The sequence below is a fragment of the Pseudoneobacillus rhizolycopersici genome (assembly GCF_054786815.1).
This window is the reverse complement of record NZ_JBTOOE010000037.1, coordinates 1-22,642: the sequence shown is the minus strand read 5'-3', so window position 1 is coordinate 22,642 and position 22,642 is coordinate 1. Positions and strand designations below refer to the sequence as shown.

The 22,642-nt window shown below is 37.4% G+C and carries 21 protein-coding genes; 5 read left to right on the top strand and 16 right to left on the bottom strand.

The features are described from left to right. Window positions 1-161: 161 nt before the first annotated feature. Window positions 162-1,436: a methionine gamma-lyase family protein gene (locus ACX9YW_RS21900; RefSeq protein WP_460350606.1), complete on the bottom strand. Its 1,275-nt coding sequence runs from the start codon at window positions 1,434-1,436 to the stop codon at window positions 162-164. Window positions 1,437-1,450: 14 nt separating this feature from the next. Continuing rightward, entirely contained in the window at window positions 1,451-2,704 is a 1,254-nt protein-coding gene (gene hflX, locus ACX9YW_RS21895) for a GTPase HflX (RefSeq protein ID WP_460350603.1), read from the bottom strand. Between the two features lie 433 nt (window positions 2,705-3,137). Between hflX and ACX9YW_RS21890 the strand changes: the two genes are divergently transcribed. After that, window positions 3,138-3,824, top strand: coding sequence for a TerC family protein (locus ACX9YW_RS21890; protein WP_460350601.1), 687 nt, complete (start codon window positions 3,138-3,140; stop codon window positions 3,822-3,824). A gap of 285 nt (window positions 3,825-4,109) precedes the next feature. After that, window positions 4,110-4,787: a TerC family protein gene (locus ACX9YW_RS21885; RefSeq protein WP_460350599.1), complete on the top strand. Its 678-nt coding sequence runs from the start codon at window positions 4,110-4,112 to the stop codon at window positions 4,785-4,787. A gap of 25 nt (window positions 4,788-4,812) precedes the next feature. Here the strand turns inward: ACX9YW_RS21885 and spoVK are convergent, their stop codons facing one another. The 3 genes from spoVK to miaA all read right to left on the bottom strand — a co-directional run bounded on the left by spoVK (window position 4,813) and on the right by miaA (window position 7,156). After that, on the bottom strand, window positions 4,813-5,760 hold the full coding sequence (gene spoVK / locus ACX9YW_RS21880; protein WP_460350597.1) for a stage V sporulation protein K: 948 nt from the start codon (window positions 5,758-5,760) through the stop codon (window positions 4,813-4,815). A 176-nt stretch (window positions 5,761-5,936) separates the two neighbouring features. Further along, on the bottom strand, window positions 5,937-6,173 hold the full coding sequence (hfq, locus tag ACX9YW_RS21875) for an RNA chaperone Hfq (protein WP_460350595.1): 237 nt from the start codon (window positions 6,171-6,173) through the stop codon (window positions 5,937-5,939). 23 nt (window positions 6,174-6,196) lie between these two features. Further along, on the bottom strand, window positions 6,197-7,156 hold the full coding sequence (miaA, locus tag ACX9YW_RS21870) for a tRNA (adenosine(37)-N6)-dimethylallyltransferase MiaA (RefSeq protein ID WP_460350593.1): 960 nt from the start codon (window positions 7,154-7,156) through the stop codon (window positions 6,197-6,199). Window positions 7,157-7,344: 188 nt separating this feature from the next. Here miaA and ACX9YW_RS21865 point away from each other — a divergent pair, with 188 nt between their 5' ends. Next, on the top strand, window positions 7,345-7,749 hold the full coding sequence (locus ACX9YW_RS21865; RefSeq protein ID WP_460350591.1) for a nucleoside 2-deoxyribosyltransferase: 405 nt from the start codon (window positions 7,345-7,347) through the stop codon (window positions 7,747-7,749). A 43-nt stretch (window positions 7,750-7,792) separates the two neighbouring features. Here ACX9YW_RS21865 and ACX9YW_RS21860 read toward each other — a convergent pair whose 3' ends face one another. The 5 genes from ACX9YW_RS21860 to ACX9YW_RS21840 form a co-directional block, all read right to left on the bottom strand. Continuing rightward, window positions 7,793-8,407, bottom strand: a complete 615-nt coding sequence (locus tag ACX9YW_RS21860) for a DedA family protein (protein WP_460350589.1) — start codon at window positions 8,405-8,407, stop codon at window positions 7,793-7,795. A 104-nt stretch (window positions 8,408-8,511) separates the two neighbouring features. Beyond that, a complete protein-coding gene (gene mutL, locus ACX9YW_RS21855; protein ID WP_460350587.1) occupies window positions 8,512-10,353 on the bottom strand; it encodes a DNA mismatch repair endonuclease MutL in 1,842 nt (613 codons plus the stop codon). An 18-nt stretch (window positions 10,354-10,371) separates the two neighbouring features. Further along, the gene (gene mutS, locus ACX9YW_RS21850; RefSeq protein ID WP_460350585.1) at window positions 10,372-12,969 is read right to left on the bottom strand and encodes a DNA mismatch repair protein MutS; all 2,598 of its coding nucleotides are present in this window, start codon (window positions 12,967-12,969) and stop codon (window positions 10,372-10,374) included. A 120-nt stretch (window positions 12,970-13,089) separates the two neighbouring features. Continuing rightward, the gene (locus ACX9YW_RS21845; protein ID WP_460350583.1) at window positions 13,090-14,607 is read right to left on the bottom strand and encodes an AMP-binding protein; all 1,518 of its coding nucleotides are present in this window, start codon (window positions 14,605-14,607) and stop codon (window positions 13,090-13,092) included. A gap of 135 nt (window positions 14,608-14,742) precedes the next feature. Beyond that, window positions 14,743-14,943: a cold-shock protein gene (locus ACX9YW_RS21840; RefSeq protein WP_460350581.1), complete on the bottom strand. Its 201-nt coding sequence runs from the start codon at window positions 14,941-14,943 to the stop codon at window positions 14,743-14,745. Between the two features lie 251 nt (window positions 14,944-15,194). Between ACX9YW_RS21840 and ACX9YW_RS21835 the strand changes: the two genes are divergently transcribed. Beyond that, window positions 15,195-15,980 (top strand): TIGR00266 family protein, encoded by a 786-nt coding sequence (locus ACX9YW_RS21835; RefSeq protein WP_460350579.1) that lies wholly within the window; start codon window positions 15,195-15,197, stop codon window positions 15,978-15,980. Window positions 15,981-16,160: 180 nt separating this feature from the next. On the opposite strand, the gene ACX9YW_RS21830 is transcribed toward ACX9YW_RS21835, so the two are convergent. The 6 genes from ACX9YW_RS21830 to ACX9YW_RS21805 form a co-directional block, all read right to left on the bottom strand. Continuing rightward, the gene (locus tag ACX9YW_RS21830) at window positions 16,161-16,655 is read right to left on the bottom strand and encodes a hypothetical protein (protein ID WP_460350577.1); all 495 of its coding nucleotides are present in this window, start codon (window positions 16,653-16,655) and stop codon (window positions 16,161-16,163) included. Between the two features lie 114 nt (window positions 16,656-16,769). Next, window positions 16,770-17,279: an HD domain-containing protein gene (locus tag ACX9YW_RS21825; RefSeq protein WP_460350575.1), complete on the bottom strand. Its 510-nt coding sequence runs from the start codon at window positions 17,277-17,279 to the stop codon at window positions 16,770-16,772. Window positions 17,280-17,346: 67 nt separating this feature from the next. Continuing rightward, window positions 17,347-19,491 carry a beta-propeller domain-containing protein gene (locus ACX9YW_RS21820; protein ID WP_460350573.1) on the bottom strand — a complete coding sequence of 715 codons (2,145 nt, stop codon included), beginning with the start codon at window positions 19,489-19,491 and terminating at the stop codon, window positions 17,347-17,349. A 73-nt stretch (window positions 19,492-19,564) separates the two neighbouring features. After that, a complete protein-coding gene (locus ACX9YW_RS21815; protein WP_460350571.1) occupies window positions 19,565-20,494 on the bottom strand; it encodes an aminoglycoside phosphotransferase family protein in 930 nt (309 codons plus the stop codon). Between the two features lie 15 nt (window positions 20,495-20,509). Then, window positions 20,510-20,905: a thiol-disulfide oxidoreductase DCC family protein gene (locus ACX9YW_RS21810; protein WP_460350569.1), complete on the bottom strand. Its 396-nt coding sequence runs from the start codon at window positions 20,903-20,905 to the stop codon at window positions 20,510-20,512. Then, on the bottom strand, window positions 20,902-21,360 hold the full coding sequence (locus tag ACX9YW_RS21805) for a GNAT family N-acetyltransferase (RefSeq protein ID WP_460350567.1): 459 nt from the start codon (window positions 21,358-21,360) through the stop codon (window positions 20,902-20,904). Before ACX9YW_RS21805 ends, ACX9YW_RS21810 begins: the two co-directional genes overlap by 4 nt. 114 nt (window positions 21,361-21,474) lie before the next feature. Here ACX9YW_RS21805 and ACX9YW_RS21800 point away from each other — a divergent pair, with 114 nt between their 5' ends. Beyond that, entirely contained in the window at window positions 21,475-22,386 is a 912-nt protein-coding gene (locus tag ACX9YW_RS21800; protein WP_460350565.1) for a nuclease-related domain-containing protein, read from the top strand. Window positions 22,387-22,642: the final 256 nt, after the last annotated feature.

Sequence of the window (22,642 nt, the reverse complement as noted above, 5' to 3'; positions counted from 1 at the left end):
TTGAACCCTCCTCCTCGCCAAACGGGCACTGAGACGATACCTCTGTTACCGTTTGAACCCTCCTCCTCGCAAACAAGTTCTGAGTCACTTCCTCTTTTACCCATCGAATCGAAAACCAGACAAAAAAGGGCAACAATATGATTGTTACCCCAATAAGCAAACTAATTATCCAAAGTTATTAATCCTTTTTCCAATAAGCGGCTTAAAGCTAAACAAATGGCGATTTTAACATGAGAATAGGTCAGGCCACCTTGAACATACGCTTCATATGGCGGTCTTATCGGACCATCAGCCGTTAATTCGATGCTAGCTCCTTGTATAAAAGTTCCAGCAGCCATAATCACATCATCTTCATATCCCGGCATATAACTTGGGTACGGTGTGACGTGTGAATTTACTGGGGAAGAGAACTGAATCGCTTGGCAAAATGCGACCATTTTTTCACGGTTCTCAAAACGAACTGATTGGATTAGATCCGTTCGTTTTGAATTCCATTTCGGATAGGAATTCATTCCCAGCTTCTCTAAAATAGCTGCGGTAAACACCGCGCCTTTTAATGCTTGACCAACTACATGGGGGGCTAGGAAGAACCCTTGATACATTTCAAGGAGACTATATAAAGAGGCCCCAGCTTCAGCACCGATACCAGGTGAAGTTAATCGGTAGGAACAAGCTTCGACCCATTCTTTTTTACCAACAATATACCCACCTGTTTTAGCAATTCCACCGCCCGGATTTTTAATCAGCGACCCTGCAATTAAATCAGCACCTACATGACATGGCTCCAATTCTTCTACAAATTCACCGTAACAATTATCTACAAATACCACTACATCTGGTTTCATTTCTTTTACAAAACGAATCATTTCTTTTATTTCTTCTATTGTGAAAGATGGCCGTGTTGCGTAACCTTTCGAACGCTGAATCCCAATCATTTTCGTAGAAGGTTTGATTTGCTCGGCCACTTTTTCATAGTCGACCCTTCCTTCCGAAGTAAGAGAGACACTTTGATAGGTAATGCCATAATCCTTTAACGAACCAACTCCATTACCTCGAATTCCTACAATTTCCTCCAGTGTATCATATGGTTTTCCGGTTATGTATAAAAGCTCATCACCCGGACGTAATACACCAAATAAGGCGATGCTGATAGCGTGGGTTCCAGAAATGATTTGTGGTCTAACTAAACCTGCCTCACCACCGAAAACTTCCCCATAGATTTTTTCAAGAGTATCACGCCCATAATCATCATATCCGTAACCGGTTGATGGAATAAAATGAGAATCACTCACCTTATGGTTTTGAAAGCTTTTTAGGACACGAAATTGGTTTTTTTCGATTCTTTCCTCAATCTCTTGATGAATCGGGCTGATTTGACTTTCTATTTCTTTTACTAGCAGATTGAGATCCTCTCCGAATTTTAAATCTTGAAACATCTTGGTACTCCAATCTAAACTTTATATTTTGCCAATTGCCCACTTATATGATGGTCAATTGGGGCATAACCCTTGCATTTGTACATATCTAAATTTTCTTCGTATGTTAATTCACGTAAAATCGTTTCATTCTTTAACTGAGCCAATAGCCTTCCCTCTGTAGAAGGAACATGTACCTGATAAGGATCCATGGAGTCGATAGTTACTTCTTCAATTTTACGTTTAAGATTTAACCTATCCTTTTCATTTAATGCACTCATAATAACAGAATTTGTACTTGTACTAGGGACAAAATCCGGATGCATTAAATCACGTTTATTATACACTGTAATTTGAGGGATTTGCCCGATATTAAGATCTTCTAATATTTTTTGAACAGTTTTTTCTTGTTGGAAATAATCCTGATTAGACATATCGACAACATGTAGCAGTAAATCTGCCTCTTTTACTTCCTCTAATGTCGAACGAAATGCCGCCACTAAGGTTGTAGGTAAGTCTTGAATGAATCCAACCGTATCAGTAATTAACGCTGAGTAACCACTAGGTAAAATTAATTTCCTTGTTAAAGGGTCTAGGGTGGCAAATAATTGATTTTCCTCAAAAGAATCTGCTTCCGAAAGTCGATTAAATAAGGTTGATTTTCCGGCATTTGTGTATCCTACTAACGCCAATTGGAAAGCCTTGTTTTTCTTCCGTCTTTCACGATAACGATCACGATGTTGAACAATAACCTGTAGTTGTACCTTAATATCGTCAATCCGCCTGCGTATATGACGACGGTCAGACTCTAATTTTGTTTCCCCGGGACCTCTCGTCCCAATCCCTCCACCAAGCCTTGACATAGCTATACCTTGTCCCATTAACCTTGGCATTAAATACTGAAGTTGAGCAAGTTCAACCTGAAGCTTCCCTTCTTTAGATCGAGCTCTCCTAGCAAAGATATCTAAAATCAATTGTGTTCGATCGATTATGCGTACATTTAAAGCACCTGAGAGATTCCGATTTTGGCTTGGCGATAACTCATCATTAAATATAACTAAATCAGGCACCAATTCCTCAACTGCAGCTCTTAACTCTTCAACTTTCCCTTTTCCAATGTAAGTGGCCGGATGAATTCTCTCCCTCTTTTGGCTCACTGCCATAAGCACCTTACCTTGTGCTGTTTCGGTCAAAGAAACAAGTTCGTCCATTGAATATTGATATCTAATATCATCCTCATTCGTTTGACAACCGACTATAATTACCTTTTCCAGGTCATCCTTTTCCACAAAAACACCATCCTTTTACACCAACATACCTTTATAAACATCATCATACCAAAATGATGTCCCAAACCAAAATTTTAATTTGCACGATTTGGGATTTTGTAACATAGAATAAAATAAATGGTTGACTATTGAGATATTTGTCATATAGAATAATTATATATATTAATACTTCTTCATTGAAGGGGAGTAGCTTTTACAGCAAAGTCGTCATTTCGGGATATCTATCCTCGGCTTTGTTGGCAACCAAGCCGTTGTTAGCAAGACCTTTACCGTTTGGTAAGGGTCTTTTCTGTTTAAAATGACCTTTACCGTTGTTGGTAGAGGTCATTTTTGTTTTCTCGAATATAAAATGGCGGTAAAACATGGATTACTCCGTGAGTAATTTCATTTTATATAAATACAAATAATAAATTTTAGAGGGAGTGATGAGTAAATGGATTTTTTTTCAGCTGATTACTTATCAGCGTTACTTACCATCATCGTTATTGACCTAGTCCTTGCTGGGGATAATGCAATTGTGATTGGGCTAGCCGCAAGAACATTACCAAAGAACCAACAAAAAAAGGTAATAATCTGGGGAACAGTTGGAGCGATTGGTATACGGATTCTAGCTACATTAGCGGTGGTTTGGTTATTAAAGATTCCAGGGCTTTTATTAATCGGGGGCGTGCTCCTCATTTGGATCGCTTATAAACTCTTAGTAGACGAAAAAGGTCACGATGTAAAGCCTTCAGACAGCTTTTGGGCAGCCATCAAAACGATTATTATTGCAGATGCCTTGATGGGTTTAGATAATGTATTAGCGATTGCAGGTGCTTCACATGGCGATTTTAGCCTAGTCGTTATCGGGTTACTAGTATCTGTACCAATTGTTGTTTGGGGAAGTACCCTTATCCTGAAATGGGTTGACCGTTTTCCCATTATTATTACAATTGGTGCAGGGGTTTTAGCCTACACGGCTGCCAAGATGATTGTCGGCGAAAAGTTTCTTAAAGGATTCTTTGAGGATAACCCACTGCTAAAATGGGGATTCATCGCTTTAGTTGTGATTGGTGTTATCTTATTCGGAAAGAAAAAGAAAACAGATGTCCCGGATAGCCATTTAAAGAGGGCGAATTAGGGCGAGCCTAAAAAAATCTTGACTTTTGTTACAAATAGCTTTTAAAATTAAAGCATAGTTCTTTTTTTCTCAACCTAATTAAAGGGGAGTAGCTTATCACAGCAAAGTCGTCATTACGGGATTATCCCCGGCTTTGTTGGCAACGATTAAGTTGTTAGCGAGACCTTTACCTTACAAAAGGTAAAGGTCTTTTTGTGCTTTTTCAGCTAAGTAAAGGGATTATTTTCAAATTGAATGGAAGACAGACAATACCATTCATTCAAACATCAAGGGGGAGTGGTTTAAATGGATTTATTTTCACCCGTTTTTTGGTCAGCATTGTTTTCGATTATAGTCATTGATTTAGTCTTAGCAGGTGATAATGCAATTGTCATTGGCTTAGCAGCTAGAAAACTACCAAAAACTCAACAAAAGAAAGCCATTATTTGGGGTACCATTGGAGCCATTTTAATTCGAATGATTGCAACCCTAACAGTTGTGTGGCTTTTAGAGATTCCTGGATTACTAGTTGTTGGTGGCGTGCTATTGGTCTGGATTGCTTATAAACTATTAATCGATGACAAGGGCCACGATAATATTAATGCTGGTGACAGTTTCTGGTCTGCTATTAAAACGATTGTCATTGCTGATGCATTAATGGGGCTTGATAATGTAATTGGGGTAGCAGGAGCAGCTCACGGCCACTTTGAATTAGTCGTAATCGGGTTAATTATTTCGGTTCCAATAATGGTATGGGGAAGTACTTTGATTTTGAAATTAGTTGAACGTTACCCCGTTATTATCACCTTTGGAGCAGGGGTTCTTGCCTTTACTGCTTCTAAAATGATAATGGAAGAAAAGATGTGGGCTAGCTTCTTCGAGCATAATCCGGTTATGAAATGGGGATTAACCATTATCGTCATTGGTGGAGTTCTCTTAGTAGCTAAAATAAAAAAAAGAGAAGTCGTTACACACGCAAACTAAAAGGGAGGTTATTGCCCCCCTTTTTTTAATTTTCTTCAAAAACTAAATCATTGCTGCGAATGGTCATTAAATCGTGACGATCAAAGTGATTAACCATCAATAATCTCATCGCTTGGGCTCTGATAGATTTTTCAATAACGTTTCTAATATAACGTCCATTTGAAAAACTATTGGGACCCAGGCTTGATTTCAACCAATAAAGGTGTTCCCTTAATTTTTTCTCCGCCTCATGACTTAGTGTGTATTCTCGCTCCTTTAGCATTCGCTCGCCAATCTCCATTAATTGTTCAATACTGTAATCCGGGAAGTTCATTACTAATGGAAATCGAGAATGTAGCCCTGGATTCAAACTCAAGAAATATTCCATCTCTCTTGAATAACCAGCTAAAATTAGGATAAAGTCATGCTGCTTATCCTCCATATGTTTTACTAACGTATCAATGGCTTCCTTTCCAAAGTCTTTTTCCCCTCCACGTCCTAATGAATAAGCTTCATCGATAAACAGTATCCCACCCATTGACTTTTTAATTAAATCCCGGGTTTTTTGGGCGGTATGCCCAATATATTCACCAACTAAATCTGCTCGTTCCGCTTCAATTAAATGCCCCTTCGATAATACGTTCATTTTGTGAAACAATTTCCCAATCAATCGCGCAACCGTTGTCTTTCCTGTCCCCGGATTACCTTTAAACATCATATGGAGTGCTTGTTTTCCGGTTTTTAAGCCCATTTCATCTCTTTTTTTATTTACATATATCCAGGCATAAATTTCTTTAATCATTCGTTTCATTTCGTCCATTCCGACCAATTGACCGAGCTCATCTTCAATTTCCTTTAAAGCTGAATGCTCAGGTGGAATGGCTTTGGGAACAACGGGGGATTCTTCCAATTCTTTTGTAACGATATTACGTTTATGGGAATTAAGGACAATGCTAATCTGTCCGTTGTTTTTCATACGCATTGGTTGGTCCAAAGCTTTCACCTCTCATTCACCAGACAGTATACGCTACTGCGAGTGTATTTGTGACAAATGCCTAAATAAAAAAAGTTACTCTATTATACTTATTCAGACACTGATTAAATCATTAAAGATTTCGGTGAAAATCAAAAAAATAGGGCCTACAACAAGTAGGCCCTCGGTTAAAATTATTATTTTTCACTATTTTCTAAATCTAATTGGACATTTCGTTGAGGAGCAAATGTCGAAATCGCATGTTTATATACTAATTGTTGCTTACCCTCTGATTCAAATAAAACAGTAAAATTATCGAATCCTTTAATTTGACCTCTAATTTGGAAGCCGTTCAGCAAAAACACTGTACAGCTAATCCCATCTTTTCGGAGTTGGTTTAAATATTGATCTTGGATATTAATCGATTTATTCATTTATGTATCCTCCTCTTTTCTCTCTATTTATATGTATTCGCTTTAATTCCCAGCTTTCCTTCAATAAATAAAGAAATTTCGTTTAATTTTTTTAAATAGGTTTGTTCATCAGATAAATCAAACCAGACCACATCCATTTTGTTACGAAACCATGTAAACTGCCTCTTGGCATACCTTCGCGAATTTTGTTTAAGGTTTTCAACCGCTTCCTCGAAAGTTACCTTCCCATCAAAATAGTCATATAATTCTTTGTAGCCAATTGCTTGGATAGATTGAACATTTCTGAGACCCATTTCATAAAATCTTTTTACTTCCTGCAATAGCCCCTCTTCTAGCATCTTATCGACTCGAAGATTAATTCGTTGATACAATTTATCGCGCTCCATCTCAAGACCTATCAGGGCTACATCATATAATGCAACTGACTCTTGCTCATCAAGGGATTCGCCCATTGTTTTTCCGGTGCAATGATAAACCTCTAAAGCCCGAATGACCCTTCTTAGATTATTGGGATGTATTCGGGTTGCACTGACCGGATCTATTTCTCTTAACATTTGATGGATATACTCGTTACCATTAAGGATCGCTTTTTCTTCTAATTCCCTGCGGAATTTATCATCCGAAACAGCATCGGAAAACTGATAGTCAAAAATTACTGATTGAATGTATAGACCAGTCCCCCCAACAATCATTGGTAGCTTACCACGCGCGTGGATTTCCGTTATTTTTTCGCGAACAAGTTTCTGAAAGTCAGCAACCGAGAAACTTTCCTCAGGGTTTTTAATATCTATCAAATGGTGGGCAATGCCATCCATCTCTTCTGATGTGATCTTAGCGGTCCCAATATCCATTCCCCTGTATATCTGCATTGAATCGCCACTAATGATTTCTGCCTGATATTTTTTAGCCAACTCAATACTTAGTTTTGTTTTACCAACTGCGGTTGGTCCAATTAAAACTAATAATTTTTCTTTTTTATCCATGATTCACACTGCCTTTTATCAAAACTTCCTTTGTCCATCGTACCATAAAAACAAATATGAAAGCAGCTGAACATCTAAAAATTATACCCATAGATTACCGATTTTATTCTTTAGATCCAATAGTTTTCCTTGTCAGTAAATTCATATCCTTATATGATAAAGGTATACGAAAAAGAGTAGGTGAATGAATGAAATTTTACATCGCTTCCGGATTACTAAATCGTGAAATCGTTCAATATATTGCCGGACAGTTAAAAGCACGGGGATTTACTCATACATATGATTGGACCCAAAATGAACGTGCTGATACGTTGGAAAAATTAAAAATGATTGGTGAACAAGAAAGAATTGGAGTATTAGAAGCTGATTTCCTTGTTGTCCTTTTACCAGGTGGAAAAGGGACTCATGTTGAACTAGGTATGGCTCTTGCCCACCATAAACGGATATATTTATATTCTCCTAACGAAGACATTCATGATTTAAGTGCAACTACTACCTTTTATTTTCTTGAAGAAGTGATTCCCTATGTCGGTTACATTGAAGATTTTATTATGATGGTGCTTGAGAAGGAAAAAGCTTTTATTCTACATTAAAAAGCTGCTAAACATTTTTCTTAGCAGCTCCTCTCTTTCTTTTTTATAGATGCCGATTTCGGATAACCTTTACATAGTAAAAAAGAAACCATATTCCTCCCACCCCAAAAATAACGTAGATAATATTAGAATAAACTTGCATAAATCCAATAATCTGCTGCCATGACTCCCCAAGCATTGCCCCTACACAGACTAGGATTGTATTCCATATTAGAGTCCCTATTAAAGTAAGAAATAGAAACAACGAAAAATTCATGCTAGCCATTCCCGCCGGAATTGAAATAATACTTCTAAGTAAAGGGATCATTCGGCAAAAGAACACAGTCCAAACATCATATTTATCAAACCATGCATCAGCTTTTTGAATATCCGCTTGTTTCAGTCGTAAAACATCTCCCCAGCGTTCAACGATTTTTTCTATCCTTTTCACATCTAAAATAGAGCCAATCCAAAATAAAATCATTGCCCCAATAACAGAGCCAGTTGTTGACGATAAAATGATTCCCGTAATTGTTAAATCTGTTCTTGTTGTCATAAAGCCACTAAATGATAGGACAAGCTCAGACGGTATAGGAGGGAACAAATTTTCTAACACAATGATCAAAAATACACCAATATAACCATAGTCAGAGATTATTTCAGTAATCCACGTTTCCACAGCTTTCCTCCGGTATTCATAATGTTAATAAAGTCTATGAATGTTTGTCCGAAGGTATGTTTATTTTAGCTATATTAAAAGGGTGACCCTATGGGCTACCCTTTTTACATCACTCGTTTAAACATCTTTTCCATCTCGTAAGTAGAATAGTGAATAATAATTGGCCTTCCGTGCGGACAGGTAAATGGATCGGAGCTGTTTCGCAAATCATTAATCAATGCGACCATTTCATCCTGGCGAAGGTGATGGTTCGCTTTAATTGAAGCCTTACAGCTCATCATGATAGCTGCCTCTTCCCGAAGCTTCTTTACATCAGCCTTTTTCATTTCCAACACTTGCTCAATCATTTCTTCAATAATTTCCTTTTCGATTCCTTTAGGGAACCATTGTGGATGAGCCCTGACGATAAAACTATTTGGACCAAATTCCTCAACAAAAACGCCAACGGTTTCAAGCTCCTGCCGATGTTCCATAATTTTTAAATATTCATTTGATGGGTATTCAAATGTCAGTGGAACAAGCATATCCTGTAATTCATTGGCAACTTGCCCCACTTTTTCACGAAAGTATTCATATTTTATTCGTTCTTGGGCAGCATGCTGGTCAATAATGTATAATCCCTTTTCATTTTGGGCCAAAATATATGTTCCGTGCATTTGACCGATAGGAAATAGCATCGGTACCCGCTCTTTAATCGTTTCCACATTGAAATCCTCTACAGGAACCAGATTGTCTTTTTGTTGAAAATTGATGCTTTCTGCTGTTACATCCTCTATATCTTCCAATTTCTCATTGATGAGCCTTGTCTCAGCTACCTCAAAAGAAATCGGTTCTTTACTAATGGAAGAGTTTGAAGTATATTCTCTTTCGACTCTAACAGGCTTTTCCTCCAACAGTAATTCGGTTTGCTCTGACTTTGGTCGTTCTGGCTTAATGATTGGTGCCCCAGTTGGAATTAACGTTTTCGATTTAAAACAAGACTTAATCGCATTTATAATCATTTCATTTAGTTCTTGTTCCTTACTAATTCGAACTTCCATTTTCGAAGGGTGAACATTGACATCCACTAAAATTGGATCCATTTCAATATTCAAATACACAATCGGATAGCGTCCGATTGGCAGTAAGGTATGGTAACCTTCTTGAATGGCCCTTGCTAGAGCATAATTTTTAATATAACGGCCATTAATCATTGTTGATATATAATTTCTAGATGCACGAGTAACCTCAGGAAGTGATACATATCCGATAATATTATAATCCAATGATTCCACTCCGATGGGAACCATCATTTTCACGATACTCATACCATATATTGCTGCTAAAACCTGCCTAACATCCCCATTCCCGTTTGAAGAGAATATTTTCCGATCATTATGAATGAGCTTAAATGCAATCTCCGGATGCGACAAGGCGATTCGATTTACGACATCCGTGATATTACCTAACTCTGTGTGAATCGTTTTCATATATTTTAACCGGGCGGGTGTATTAAAAAACAGGTCGGATACTGTAATGTCCGTCCCTTTACGACTGGATGCTTTTTCATGACTCTCGATTTTTCCACCATCAATCACTAGTCGAGTTCCCGCTTCATTTCCTGTCGATGTCTTTATTTCAAGTCTTGATACTGAGGCGATACTTGGCAATGCTTCTCCCCGGAAACCTAATGTTCGAATTCGAAAAAGGTCAGATTCATTTTTAATCTTGCTGGTTGCATGTCTTTGGAAAGCTGTTAAAACATCATCTGGTTCAATCCCGGCTCCATTATCAATGATGCGAATTTTCGATAGCCCCGCTTCTTCAATTTCAATTTCAATCACCGTGCTACCGGCATCAATGGCATTTTCGACTAACTCTTTGACGACCGAAGCCGGGCGTTCGACCACCTCACCTGCGGCAATTTTATTCGCTAACGCATCATCTAATTGAAAGATTTTAGCCACTTGTACCACCTCCTATCCTTAATTCTTTAACTTTTTTTGCAACTCATACAATGTATTAATGGCTTGTAATGGAGTTAAATCGAGAATATCTAGTTTCTTTAGTTGTTCTAAAACTTTTTGTTCCTTCCCAACAGGTGGCTTAGTCAACTCTGTATGTTCTTCGAAGAATGATAATTGGGTACCCCGAAGAGTTTCTGAGATATGGTTTTCAGTCGGTGGTAAACCTAACATTTGCTGTTGTTTTTGTTCAAATTGATTTAAAAGCTGATTCGCGCGCCCAATCAACTCTTTTGGTAATTCAGCTAATTCTGCTACATGGATCCCATAGCTCTTATCTGCCGCCCCTTCTTTAATTTTATGAAGGAAAACGACCTTACCATTATGTTCTATGGCACTAACATGAATATTTTTTAGTTTGAACAGTTCTTTCTCTAAAACAGTTAATTCATGATAGTGTGTTGAAAATAAAGTTTTTGCTCCAATTCTTTCATGGATATATTCGATTATTGCCTGAGCTAGTGCCATTCCATCATAGGTAGAAGTACCACGGCCGATTTCATCAAAAAGGATTAAGCTATTTTTGGTCGCATTGACAATCGCATTTTTAGCCTCTAACATTTCTACCATAAAAGTACTTTGCCCAGATATTAAATCATCAGCGGCTCCTATTCGGGTAAATACTTGATCAAAAATAGGAAGTGTAGCTTCCGTTGCTGGGACATAGCAGCCAATTTGTGCAAGGATTGCTGTTAAAGCGATTTGCCGCATATAAGTGCTTTTTCCAGACATATTCGGTCCAGTGATCAACAGCATTTCTCTTTCATTGTCCATATAGCAATCATTTGGGACATATTCTTGGGAAGAGAGAACTCTTTCAACAACCGGATGTCGGCCGTCTTTAATATAAATTTTTCGGTCTGTCGAGAAAGACGGTTTGACATAATGACGTTCCTCACTAACTTCGGCAAAACATTGTAAAACATCGAGCTCACTAACAGATTTTGCTAATGCCTGTAGCTGTGGAATATATTCTTTCACAAATTCACGAATTTGTGTGAACAGCTCATATTCGAGCTCACCGCTTTTTTCTTCTGCTTCTAATATTAAGGTTTCTTTTTCTTTTAATTCCGGTGTAATAAATCGTTCGGCATTTGTTAACGTTTGTTTCCGATCATATTGCCCTTCCGTTAATAGATGAAGATTGGCCTTAGTTACCTCGATATAGTAACCAAACACACGGTTATAACCTATTTTTAATGATTTGATTCCCGTTTTTTCACGTTCCTCACGTTCCATTTGCGCTATCCAAGTTTTACCGTTTCGGCTTGCATCACGATAGCGGTCAAGCTCATCATTATAGCCATCACGAATCATGTTGCCATCTTTTACAGAGAGAGGTGGATTATCAACTAAAGCTCGTTCTAACAAATCCGTTATTTGTTTACATGGGTCAATTTTTTCTGCTAATGTATTAGAAGCTTCTTGTCCTAATGAAAACAATACTTGTTTAATAGATGGAACCTGCATTAACGATTTTTTCAATTGAATCATATCTCTGGCATTGACATTACCAAACGCTACACGTCCTGCTAAACGCTCTAAATCATACACTTCGGTTAATTTTTCACGCAGTTCTTGACGCTCAAAATACTGAGTCATTAAGACCTCTACCATTTCCTGCCTTTGAAGAATTTGCTGTTGATCAATTAGTGGACGCTCCAGCCACTGCTTTAATTGTCTACCACCCATTGCAGTCTTAGTTTCATCCAGTAACCAAAGTAAAGAACCCTTCTTTCCCTTGTGGCGAATCGTATCTGTCAGCTCTAAATTCTTCTTCGAAAAATAATCAATTTTCATAAACTGCTTTACTTCATAGATCTTTACTGGTTGAAGATGATCCAAGTTTCTCTTCTGGGTGCGGTGAAGATAATGAAATAACCTTGCAACAGTATTACTTAGATCCTGATTACCAATTTCTTCAAGAAGATGCAAAAAGGTATAATCGATCTCTGTATTATCTTCGAAGGAAAGGGTCATAACATTGCGGTCGCGTAATTTTTTTTGCCATTCCTTATGAAACTTGGAATCTATGACAACTTCCTTCGCACCTAATATCGATACCTCATTCAGTACATCTTCAAAATTTCCCGAGAGTAATGTAGCCTTCCCTTCACCTGTCGTTAAATCACTATATGCAAAGCCAAACCAACCATTTTCAAATTGGGAAATCGTTGCCAAATAATTATTTTCTTTTTCTTGTAAACCACGTCCTTCCATCACAGTACCCGGTGTGATAAGCTGGACAACTTCCCGTTTAACGACTCCTTTTGCCTGTTTGGGATCTTCGGTTTGCTCGCATATTGCCACTTTATAGCCTTTTTCAACTAATTGTTCAATATAGTTTTGTGCGGAATGGTATGGAACGCCACACATCGGTATTCGTTCCTCTGTACCGCCTTCACGGCTTGTTAATGTTATTTCAAGCTCCTGAGAAGCTTTTATCGCGTCCTCAAAGAACATTTCATAAAAATCTCCTAGACGAAAAAATAAAAAGGCATCTTGGTGCTCTGCCTTTACTTGCAGATATTGCTGTATCATCGGCGTATAAGTAGCCATAAAATCCTCCACCATCTATAGTTAATACTCCTAATTTCGACAATTTATTATAACATATTTTTTTGGTTCTTTTAGTGGTGGGATTTAGTGGATATCCCAAAAAAGACTAAAGCATATGCTCTAGTCTTTTTGTGATTGCCATTGTTCAATCCCTATTTCTTTTAATACTTTTTTATCAATCTTCCCGACATGAGTCTTCGGTAATTCTGAAAGAATAAAAAATTGCTTCGGTATTTTGTACTTTCCGAGTTTAAATGAACAATAGCTTTTTAACTCAGCAATTTTCAGCATTTCCGGTTCTTTTGATGTAATAAAGGCCGTAACAGATTCACCCCATTTTTCATCGGGAAGCCCTATAACAGCCACTTCATTTACTAGTGGATGGGTTAACAGCCATTGTTCAACCTCAATAGGGTAAACATTTTCTCCGCCAGTAATAATCAAATCCTTCTTCCGACCAACAATATAATAATATCCATCTTGATCTTTTTTAGCTAGATCACCAGTGCATAGCCATCGGTCGTAAAAGGCAGATTCCGTAGCTTCTTCATTATTCCAATAATGGGAGAAACAATGCTTCCCTTTTAGCCATAATTCGCCTACTTCATTTTCCTTTGCTTCTTCTTCATGGCTCTTCATGATTTTAACGTTATTAAACATCATTGCCTTTCCAACTGAACCTTTTTTTCTAAAGGCATCCTCTGGCGAAATATAAAAATTATTTGGTCCGGCTTCGGTAAGACCATAACCTTCCTTAAACAGTAAGCCCTTTTTCCAGAATGCCTCGTAAATTTCTAGTGGGCACGGAGCTCCACCTGAAAGGAAAATTTTCATATATGGAAAATCAGCTCGCTGAAATTCTTCTGTTTGAATCATCATGTGATACATCGTCGGAATGAACAGGACGATGGTACAATGATAGAACTGAAGGTATTGTACCGCCTTTGCTGCATCAAATTGGTCAGCAATGACAACCGTCCCCCCCGTTAAAAGTAACGGTAATGAGAGGGCATTTAGCCCACCCGTATGAAACAACGGAATATTAGTGAAGGTTTTGTCATCTTTAGTTAAATTCCAACTAATAATCGTGTTTATTGCATTCCAGAGGACAGATTGGTGGGTCAGAACAACCCCTTTGGGTTTCCCGGTAGTCCCACCTGTATAAATCATTAATAATGGTTCATTTGGCCTTATATCCGTAGTTGTAACGGTTTCATTCATTTTATAAGAAGTTAAAACGTCATAATCGGAATCACCTATCACGAACTTTTTTACGGCTAAACTTAATAATGAAATGACCGTTTGAAAGCGTTCATGTACTCCGATTAAAACGGGTGAACTATCGATGATGATATCATTTATCTCTTCTATTGATAAACGCCAATTAATTGGAACGAATATCGCACCAATTTTTTGGCAAGCAAAAAGTAAATCAAAATAACTAATATGGTTCGGTGCTAATAATGCTATCCGATCTCCCTTTGTTACTCCCTCGCTTAAAAGAAAGCTCGCCATCGAGATTGCACGATTATTTAATTCTTGATAATCCCAAACGGTATTTGTCTCAGCATCTATCAATGCTTCCCCACTTGGTGATATCCTTGCCCGATTCTCCAGCCAATCCAATTCCCACCTCACTGTACAATCTCTCCCTTTTCATTGATATGTTTATTTTAGGAGCGAATAGTTACAGGTCAGTTACATTGGTTCACTAATTGAAACAAAAAAAAAAAAACAGATTCCCAAATTGGGAACCTGTTTATTTGTGTAAAATTAAGACTTACGAACGTTAGAAGCTTGAGGTCCACGTTGACCTTGTTCTACGTCAAACGTTACTTCTTGGCCTTCATCTAAAGATTTGAAACCTTCGCCTTGAATTGCTGAGAAATGAACGAATACATCGTCCCCTGATTCACGCTCGATAAATCCGAAACCTTTTTCTGCATTAAACCATTTAACTTTACCTTTTTCCATTTGTATTGCCTCCTACGTGTACCAGACACACTGTAATACTATCCTTGCTCTAAGCAATTTCAAGACAAAGCGTTTACCACTTATCCTACATCGAACAAAAATAATTCTCTTTAATAATAACAGTAAAAGTCGGGAATAGCAATGGAATCTTTCAAAATAATAAATAAAAATCTGTATGACAAAAATTTGGCATACTTTTGGGAATCATTTATGATATTTATGTAGCATTATTTACGTTTGGAGGAAATTTAATGAACAATCATGAAATAGATTACAAAATCTATGGAGATGACATGCAGTTTGTTGAAGTTGAGCTTGATCCGCACGAAACGGTAGTAGCAGAAGCTGGCAGTTTAATGATGATGGATGACTATATCCACATGGAAACCATTTTTGGTGATGGATCACAGAGTAGTGGATTTATGGGCAAATTATTTAGTGCCGGAAAACGAGTACTGACAGGTGAAAGTCTATTTATGACCACTTTTACCAATAAAGGCTCAGACAAGAAAAGGGTTTCATTTGCTTCACCTTACCCAGGTAAAATTATCCCGATGGATTTAAGCGAGCTAGGTGGGAAAATAATATGCCAAAAGGATGCCTTCTTAGCTGCGGCTAAAGGAGTAGTGGTAGGTGTCGAATTCCAACGAAAAATCGGCGTCGGTTTCTTTGGTGGCGAAGGGTTTATCATGCAAAAGCTAGAAGGGGACGGAATGGCTTTTGTTCACGCAGGTGGAACCATTATCAAAAAGGACCTGACTCCAGGTGAAGTACTGCGTGTAGATACAGGCTGTTTAGTCGCTATGACAAAAGAGGTTGACTATAATATCGAAATGGTTAAAGGCGTTAAAACGGCTCTATTTGGTGGCGAAGGTTTATTTTTTGCAACACTTCGTGGCCCAGGTTCGGTCTGGATCCAATCACTTCCCTTTAGCCGCTTAGCCAGCCGCGTTTTTGCAGCGATGCCGCAAACCGGAGGAGCAAAGGATGAAGGTAGCATCGCAAAAGGATTATTTAATTTGTTTGACGGTGATTGATAATTAATAAAAGGGAAAAGCTCTTACTAAGATCATGGCTTTTCCTTTTCAAATAAACAACATCAAGAAAGGAATTTTCGGTCAGGACGATGTTGCCGGGCATTTCTCCCTTACACAACAATGAAATAGAAAAATAGCTTTATGATAGATTATGCCATGTAATTAAATTTGTCCATTATTCTAGTCTATTCCAAAATTTGTTACTTCACTAATTAAGTCGCTGGATAACACAGAACTTGAGGGATTAACCTCAATCATCTGCCCCAATACCTGAATTGAAAGTTCTCTTTCATAAAGTAATACCTCTAGTGGTGGTGAGGATTCCATTGAAACATATGGATGAATTTGAACATCCCTTACTTTCGTTTTTTCCCACGGAATTTCACTACCTATATAACTTTTCAAATCTTTGAGCTGGATACTTGTAAATTTCTCTAATAAGTTTTCAGTATGGGCAAGATAGTCCATCTCATCTTCATTAATCGATAGGCGCATTAACGTATTTTCATGACTAATGAATTTTATTAAAAGTGGAGTATTCGCCACTTTTTCATTTAATTCTCCATTCAATATATTCGTATTCGAGTATGAAATAGCTGAACAAATAAGGAAAAGTACTGAAATGGCAAAAGGTATAAAAAAAATTACTCTTAAAACTTTGAGGAAATACTCCATGCGTATCATCCTTTTTATTCTATTTGTCCATACAAATATATGATAAGGCTTGGACAAATAGACTGCCTACCCAAAATGCTCACTTTCAATATTATGAGCTATTTTTCAATTTTCTTAAAGCTCCTCATCAATCCATTGATCAAGACGAATAATACTATTCATTGCCCTATCAAATTCGATAGTCCTATAATGGTGTTTTCCACCTTCCTCTTCGTCCTTTTCATCCGCCCATTTGACAATTTGCTGCAGCGGTGTACGAACAATATCATTAGAAGGTAAAAAAGAATCCGTATGAAATAAAATCGCTAGTGAGATGGTCTTGGCCTTAACTGGATTTTCTCCTAAGCGAATTAATAGCTTATGGGCACGTTCCGCTCCTTTGATTGGGTGAATATCATTTTTCTTATACAAATCATAATCCCATTTTCCGTTCCGATACCAAGTATAATGACCCATATCGTGGAGCAATCCCGCTTTAGCTGCAATGTCCACATCGACATGATGCTCTTTGGCCAAATGGAAAGCATGATAAGAAACGGCAATTGCATGCGCTAAGCCTGAACGGTTTAGAAACTTTTGGGCAATATGATGTTTAAAAATATCTTGTAATGTTACGTCTCTCATCTTGCGTTTGCTCCTTTTTATATAAAGTTAAAGACCCCAAAATCGGAGTCTAATCAATAATTGTATTTTATTTTAAAGGAAGTTCACCTATTTGTACAAGGTCCTTCATCCTATGGGCGGTCATTTTATTTGGAGAAATAGCGTAAACAATTTCCCCAATGTAGATTAACCGCTGCACACTATTTTCCCATTCCTCATAAACCGCATTTGGGTCCAAATGACTGATTCGTTGCTGGAGTTTAAATCCGTTTAGAGGATCGATTCGATAAATGTATCCGCCTTGAAAGGTAAGCTTTTGTTCATATTCATTTCCTTCATAAACGGAAATCGGAAAGGCAAATAGATTCTCTTTTTTATAAAATAAAAGAGCCTTATGGTCATGGTTTAGACTCGAATAACTTCCTCTTCCACCAATGATTTCTGAAAACTTCTCCTGCGGATTCGTCATATCACTAACATCAAATAATGATATTTTGACGCCATTGGTAAGAACGCGAGAACTACCATTCCCATCGTCAACCACCTTTGTATCTTGACCAAACCCAATTAAATAATTTTCATCATATGGGTGCAAATAATTACTAAAGCCCGGGATTTTAAGTTCCCCAAGCACCTTTGGCTTTTTTGGATCCTTGGCATCAATGACAAATAATGGATCCGTTTCTCTAAACGTAACGATATATACCCTGTCTCCAATGAACCTGGCTGAATAAATTCTTTCCCCACGCGCTAAGTCCGCTACTTTTCCTACTTCCACTAGGTTTTCATCCAAGATTAACAAATGGTTTGCTGACGGATTTTGTTCATCCCAGGTGGACCCTTCTGTAGTTGCTACACGAAAATAGCCATTATGCTCATCCATCGAGAACTGATTCAAGATCGTACCGGAAATTTCGGTTGAAGATTCAAATACAACATTGGTTCGATTAATGGAAAATTTATAAATACTAGTGCCTGGTGCGAGAGTCGAGTTTTGAAACGTTCTCATAAAAGGATAATTGGTTACAGCTAGGTAAATGTTATTCTCAGACATATATAAACTGTTTCCTGCACCAAGATAAGTTGAAATATTAACTTTAAGATCAGGATTATTTAAATTAAACGTTGAGATAATCGTAAAATTAGTTTCTTTAGACTCAGGTAGGTACTGGATTTTACGGTAATTTACTTCTTGATAATCCTTATGAATTAACGAGTCCTTATATTTTGGCCTTAAATCAGCATCTTTTTTCTCTTCTAAAATCCAGTAATTCGGATAATAGTTGGATACTAAATAAATGATACCATCCTTTTTCCGCGCATCCACTAAACTTCCTTCAATCTCAATTTGACGGACCATTTCCGGATTACGAGGATCTTTTATATCAAAAATAAAAGCGGTTGTAAATTGGCTCGATGGTGCAATCATTTTGTCCATGGCGACCTTAGTCATCCATTCACTCTTTGATCCTAATACAACTAGTTGATCCTCATGTAAAAACAATTGACTAGGATAAAAATGACTCGGGAAGGTCAGCGGCTCCAACACTTCCATCTGATTGGTCGGAAATGCTTTGATGATTTTTACTTTTCCATCAATCGCATGAAACACATATTCCCCGTTTGTCTTTATAATATCGGACTCGTCGATACCTTGAACTTGATTATTTGTCTCTGAAAAGTCACTGGACTTAGAACTGGAACTCGGTTCGGCAGCTGAATCCTTTGCCATCTCCATAACCGGTGTCCCTGTTTTTGGAGCGTTATCTTTTTGTTCCTTTATCAGTTTCCGGAAATGTTCATTTAATTCATCCTTCGAGGCGACAACTGGCAGGGTTTCTTTTACAACGAAAGTGAACCTATTATTTTTACGCAATTCCCGTCCTTGGACAGATTGTAATTTCCTGTCAATAAATAATGTGTATTTTGTTTTTACACGATAACCTTCAGACGGTGGTATTACCGTTAGTACTTTTTGATTCTCATTATATTCTAAATGAACCTTTACCCTTTCCCCATGCGCATCGGTCACATAAATATTGGAATCATTGATATACTTTTGATTTAATTTCTCAGCAAATGTGAATTTCCAAGGTTTATGTGGTAAAACAACCAGTTGATCATTCGAATCTGCCCATGCTGATTCCATTTTTAATGCGGTCATAAAATAAATCGTGGCCGAAAAAATTAGCAAGAAAAATATACCAATAGGAATCATCCACTTTAATCTCATCCTTAACCCTCCTTACTAATTTTGACGTGATTAAAATAAAAAGGGTTACATAGGCCAAAAAAAAAGGTTGGATTTAGGAGCCAACCTTTTTTTCTTGCCACCTTTTATATAATTCTCTAAATGTACCAATCCCCTTATAAAAGCTTTCCGAATAATCACCATCTTCAACAGACCATGCTGTCGATAGAACGGAGTGGGCTACCCCCCAAATAAGAATTCTTTCCTTATTTAATCCTAGCTCATCTACAAATATTTCAATACGTTTTTCTATTACTTCTAATACATGTTCTTTTGGCAATTTATTTAACAGGAATTGAATGAGATCATATTCTCGCTCCCCAATTAAACCTTGCGGGTCAATAACCATCCATGAATCACCATGGGTTAATATATTATAATGATGGAGGTCCCCATGTAAAAGATATTCTCGAGTGCCTGTTAGATGAGCCTCTTTGAACACCGTTTCCGCTTCCTCGAGCCACACTCCTGGTATTGGTCCAATGGCATGAGGATTGTTTTTTCTAATCTTAATAAGACTTTCCTCACGATTTCGTGTTGTAGGAAGTTTTGTGTTAGGAGGAGCTGGAATCCAAAAATCTTTTAATACGTTAGCAGCTATTCTAGTCGCCTGTTCATCATCCTCAAGAGTAGCTAGCATTTGACCTGGCTGGAGTCGCTCAAGTAAAATAATTCCCTTTTCCTCATCGTAGTCAATCAATTTCACAATATTCCGGTTATGTTGGTGAAAAAGCTTTAAAGCCTCAAGTTCATTTAAAAAATCCTTGCTTGGGATTGATAATTTAAGAACGACTTGCCCTCCATTTTCGGAGAGGATCGCCGCAGCCACAAAGTTAAATGACAGTTCAAAAGGTTCAGTAACCTTTAATCCCCATCTTTCTTCACAATTAGATATGAGTTCGGGCAATTGTTTTAACCATTGTTCCCCTTTTTCTTTATGAACGGCTTTTATATTTTTAATATAAGTTTCTGAGAGTTTGAGCAAAGTTATTTTACACCCCTAGTCTAAAAATCTGCTTCTTATCTCGGGAGACGGAATCATGCATTTGTCTTTCTTCCCAAACCATTTGTAGCGATTTTTGGCAATAATATCATAGAAATAATCACGTATAGGCGCTGGAATAATTAAAAAAATAACCAGTAGCCTCCATGCTCCTTTTAGGCTACGGCATATATTTAAGGCCGCGGTCGATTTTTTATAGTATTGGTTATCTTCAATTAACACTAGACTTTCTAATTGTTTCTCCATACCAAATTCATTTCGTAACTTCTCACCCGTTTCACTTTGAAGTGAAGCGAATCGAAAATGGCCAACTGGATCTCTTCTTATTATAAATAGTACGCTGCCTTCACAAAAATTGCAGACTCCATCAAATAATATGATTCTTCGTTTCATTTTTTGACCATCACTTGGAAGTTTACTCCATTGGATTCGAAGTTTTGTTGGTAAGTAAAGCCAACGTTTTCGTATAGCTTGATTGCTCGTTTGTTAAAGCTGGCCACAGTAAGGCGTAGATTTTCACTTCCAATTTGGTCCATGATAAAGCGAAGGAAGCTTTTTCCTTGCCCCTGTCCTGTTAAAACTGGCTTTAGCCCTAGCCCTATATCAATTTTTTCTTCAGAATATGCTCCGTAATCATTTCCTTTCGGTACCTGGGCAGACACTCCGGTACAATAATAGCCCACTACTTGTTTGTTTTCATCCTCAACTGCTACATAAGCACCATTTAAAAGCTCTTTAAGTGCTTCTTCGCTTAGCTCGTTACTGTAAAAATCGTAGGGTGGTTCGTATTTCCATTGAAGGGCTTCCTTTGCTAGAGATTCTGTCATTTCAGTTTTTATCCATTTCATCAATGTTTTCATCCTTTTGGTATGTTTTGTCACTGCTTGAAAATTTTAAATAGTTTATTATTTAGAGAATACCATTTTTGTATATTCTACTCAAATTGAAAAAGGAGGAAACTTATGATCACGATCATGAAACCGCGTTTAAAGTCTATGGAACTTATGATTCAAGAATCATTGAATTGTAGGACCATTTTATCTCCTCAAGACAAAGGATTATATTTACACAACAAAAAAGGGTTTGAAGGTGAATTGGAGTTTGATAAACTGCTCGAAAACGTAAACATAAACGGAATCTTAATAAATGACCTGTTAATAAAAGTCCAAGGAAAGTACTCCCAAATCGATTCTATCCTTATCACAAAACTTGCCATCCTGTTAAGTGAGGTGAAAAATTTTGAAGGAGACTATTATATCGAAAATGGAAAATGGTACTTTTCACCAGAGGACGAAATCGATAACCCTGTCACCCAATTAGATCGTTGCAGCGACTTATTTCGCCGAATGCTAAATGAAATCGGATACTCTTACCCCATTGAAAAAAAGCTAGTTTTTGTAAACCCCAACTTTACTTTGTACCAAGCTCCTTTGAATTTACCAATCATCTTACCTACCCAATTGAATAGGTTTGTGAACCATTTAAATTCAATGCCATCTCAACTAAACGAAACGCATTATTTCCTAGCAAAAAAGATCCTGGATAGACACATCGCGGTAAACCCCTATTCACGAATCCCGTCCTACACATACGAAGAGCTAAAAAAAGGAATCATTTGTAGCATATGCCATTCGTTCCTATCACAATTTAATACGAAAAAGGTTTGTTGCAATCATTGTGGTGCTGAAGAGGATGTAAAGTTAGCAGTATTGCGAAGTACAAAGGAGTTGCAGATGCTTTTCCCCGATATGCCAATTACGACCAATTTGGTTTATGAGTGGTGTGGGATTGTTCGATCGAAGAGAGCGATTAGGGAAATACTACATCAGAATTTTACGGTAATTGGTCAGACAAGTAATACACATTACGAATAGACTCTGTTAATTACTTACCAAATTTTCGATTATTTCAGCAGTTTTTTTACTAATAAGGTATCGAAATTCTGCTATTTCGGTAGGTTTTGCGGGTTTTTCCCTAAAAACTTACCGAACTTCCTTTTCTTCGGTAAGTTTTGCAAGTTTTTTCCTAAAAACTTACCGAACATCCTTTACTTCGGTAAGTTTTGCAAATTTTTTCGATTAAGCCCATATAATTGTGTAAAAAGAATAGGTCATCATCATGACCCGTGTT

What these genes read in the sequence shown, in the direction of transcription:
- ACX9YW_RS21900 (WP_460350606.1), bottom strand. Translation starts at nt 1,436, where the DNA reads ATGTTTCAAGATTTAAAATTCGGAGAGGATCTCAATCTGCTAGTAAAA.
- ACX9YW_RS21890 (WP_460350601.1), top strand. Translation starts at nt 3,138, where the DNA reads ATGGATTTTTTTTCAGCTGATTACTTATCAGCGTTACTTACCATCATC.
- ACX9YW_RS21885 (WP_460350599.1), top strand. Translation starts at nt 4,110, where the DNA reads ATGGATTTATTTTCACCCGTTTTTTGGTCAGCATTGTTTTCGATTATA.
- hfq (WP_460350595.1), bottom strand. Translation starts at nt 6,173, where the DNA reads ATGAATAAATCGATTAATATCCAAGATCAATATTTAAACCAACTCCGA.
- miaA (WP_460350593.1), bottom strand. Translation starts at nt 7,156, where the DNA reads ATGGATAAAAAAGAAAAATTATTAGTTTTAATTGGACCAACCGCAGTT.
- ACX9YW_RS21865 (WP_460350591.1), top strand. Translation starts at nt 7,345, where the DNA reads ATGAAATTTTACATCGCTTCCGGATTACTAAATCGTGAAATCGTTCAA.
- mutS (WP_460350585.1), bottom strand. Translation starts at nt 12,969, where the DNA reads ATGGCTACTTATACGCCGATGATACAGCAATATCTGCAAGTAAAGGCA.
- ACX9YW_RS21840 (WP_460350581.1), bottom strand. Translation starts at nt 14,943, where the DNA reads ATGGAAAAAGGTAAAGTTAAATGGTTTAATGCAGAAAAAGGTTTCGGA.
- ACX9YW_RS21835 (WP_460350579.1), top strand. Translation starts at nt 15,195, where the DNA reads ATGAACAATCATGAAATAGATTACAAAATCTATGGAGATGACATGCAG.
- ACX9YW_RS21830 (WP_460350577.1), bottom strand. Translation starts at nt 16,655, where the DNA reads ATGGAGTATTTCCTCAAAGTTTTAAGAGTAATTTTTTTTATACCTTTT.
- ACX9YW_RS21825 (WP_460350575.1), bottom strand. Translation starts at nt 17,279, where the DNA reads ATGAGAGACGTAACATTACAAGATATTTTTAAACATCATATTGCCCAA.
- ACX9YW_RS21820 (WP_460350573.1), bottom strand. Translation starts at nt 19,491, where the DNA reads ATGAGATTAAAGTGGATGATTCCTATTGGTATATTTTTCTTGCTAATT.
- ACX9YW_RS21810 (WP_460350569.1), bottom strand. Translation starts at nt 20,905, where the DNA reads ATGAAACGAAGAATCATATTATTTGATGGAGTCTGCAATTTTTGTGAA.
- ACX9YW_RS21805 (WP_460350567.1), bottom strand. Translation starts at nt 21,360, where the DNA reads ATGAAATGGATAAAAACTGAAATGACAGAATCTCTAGCAAAGGAAGCC.
- ACX9YW_RS21800 (WP_460350565.1), top strand. Translation starts at nt 21,475, where the DNA reads ATGATCACGATCATGAAACCGCGTTTAAAGTCTATGGAACTTATGATT.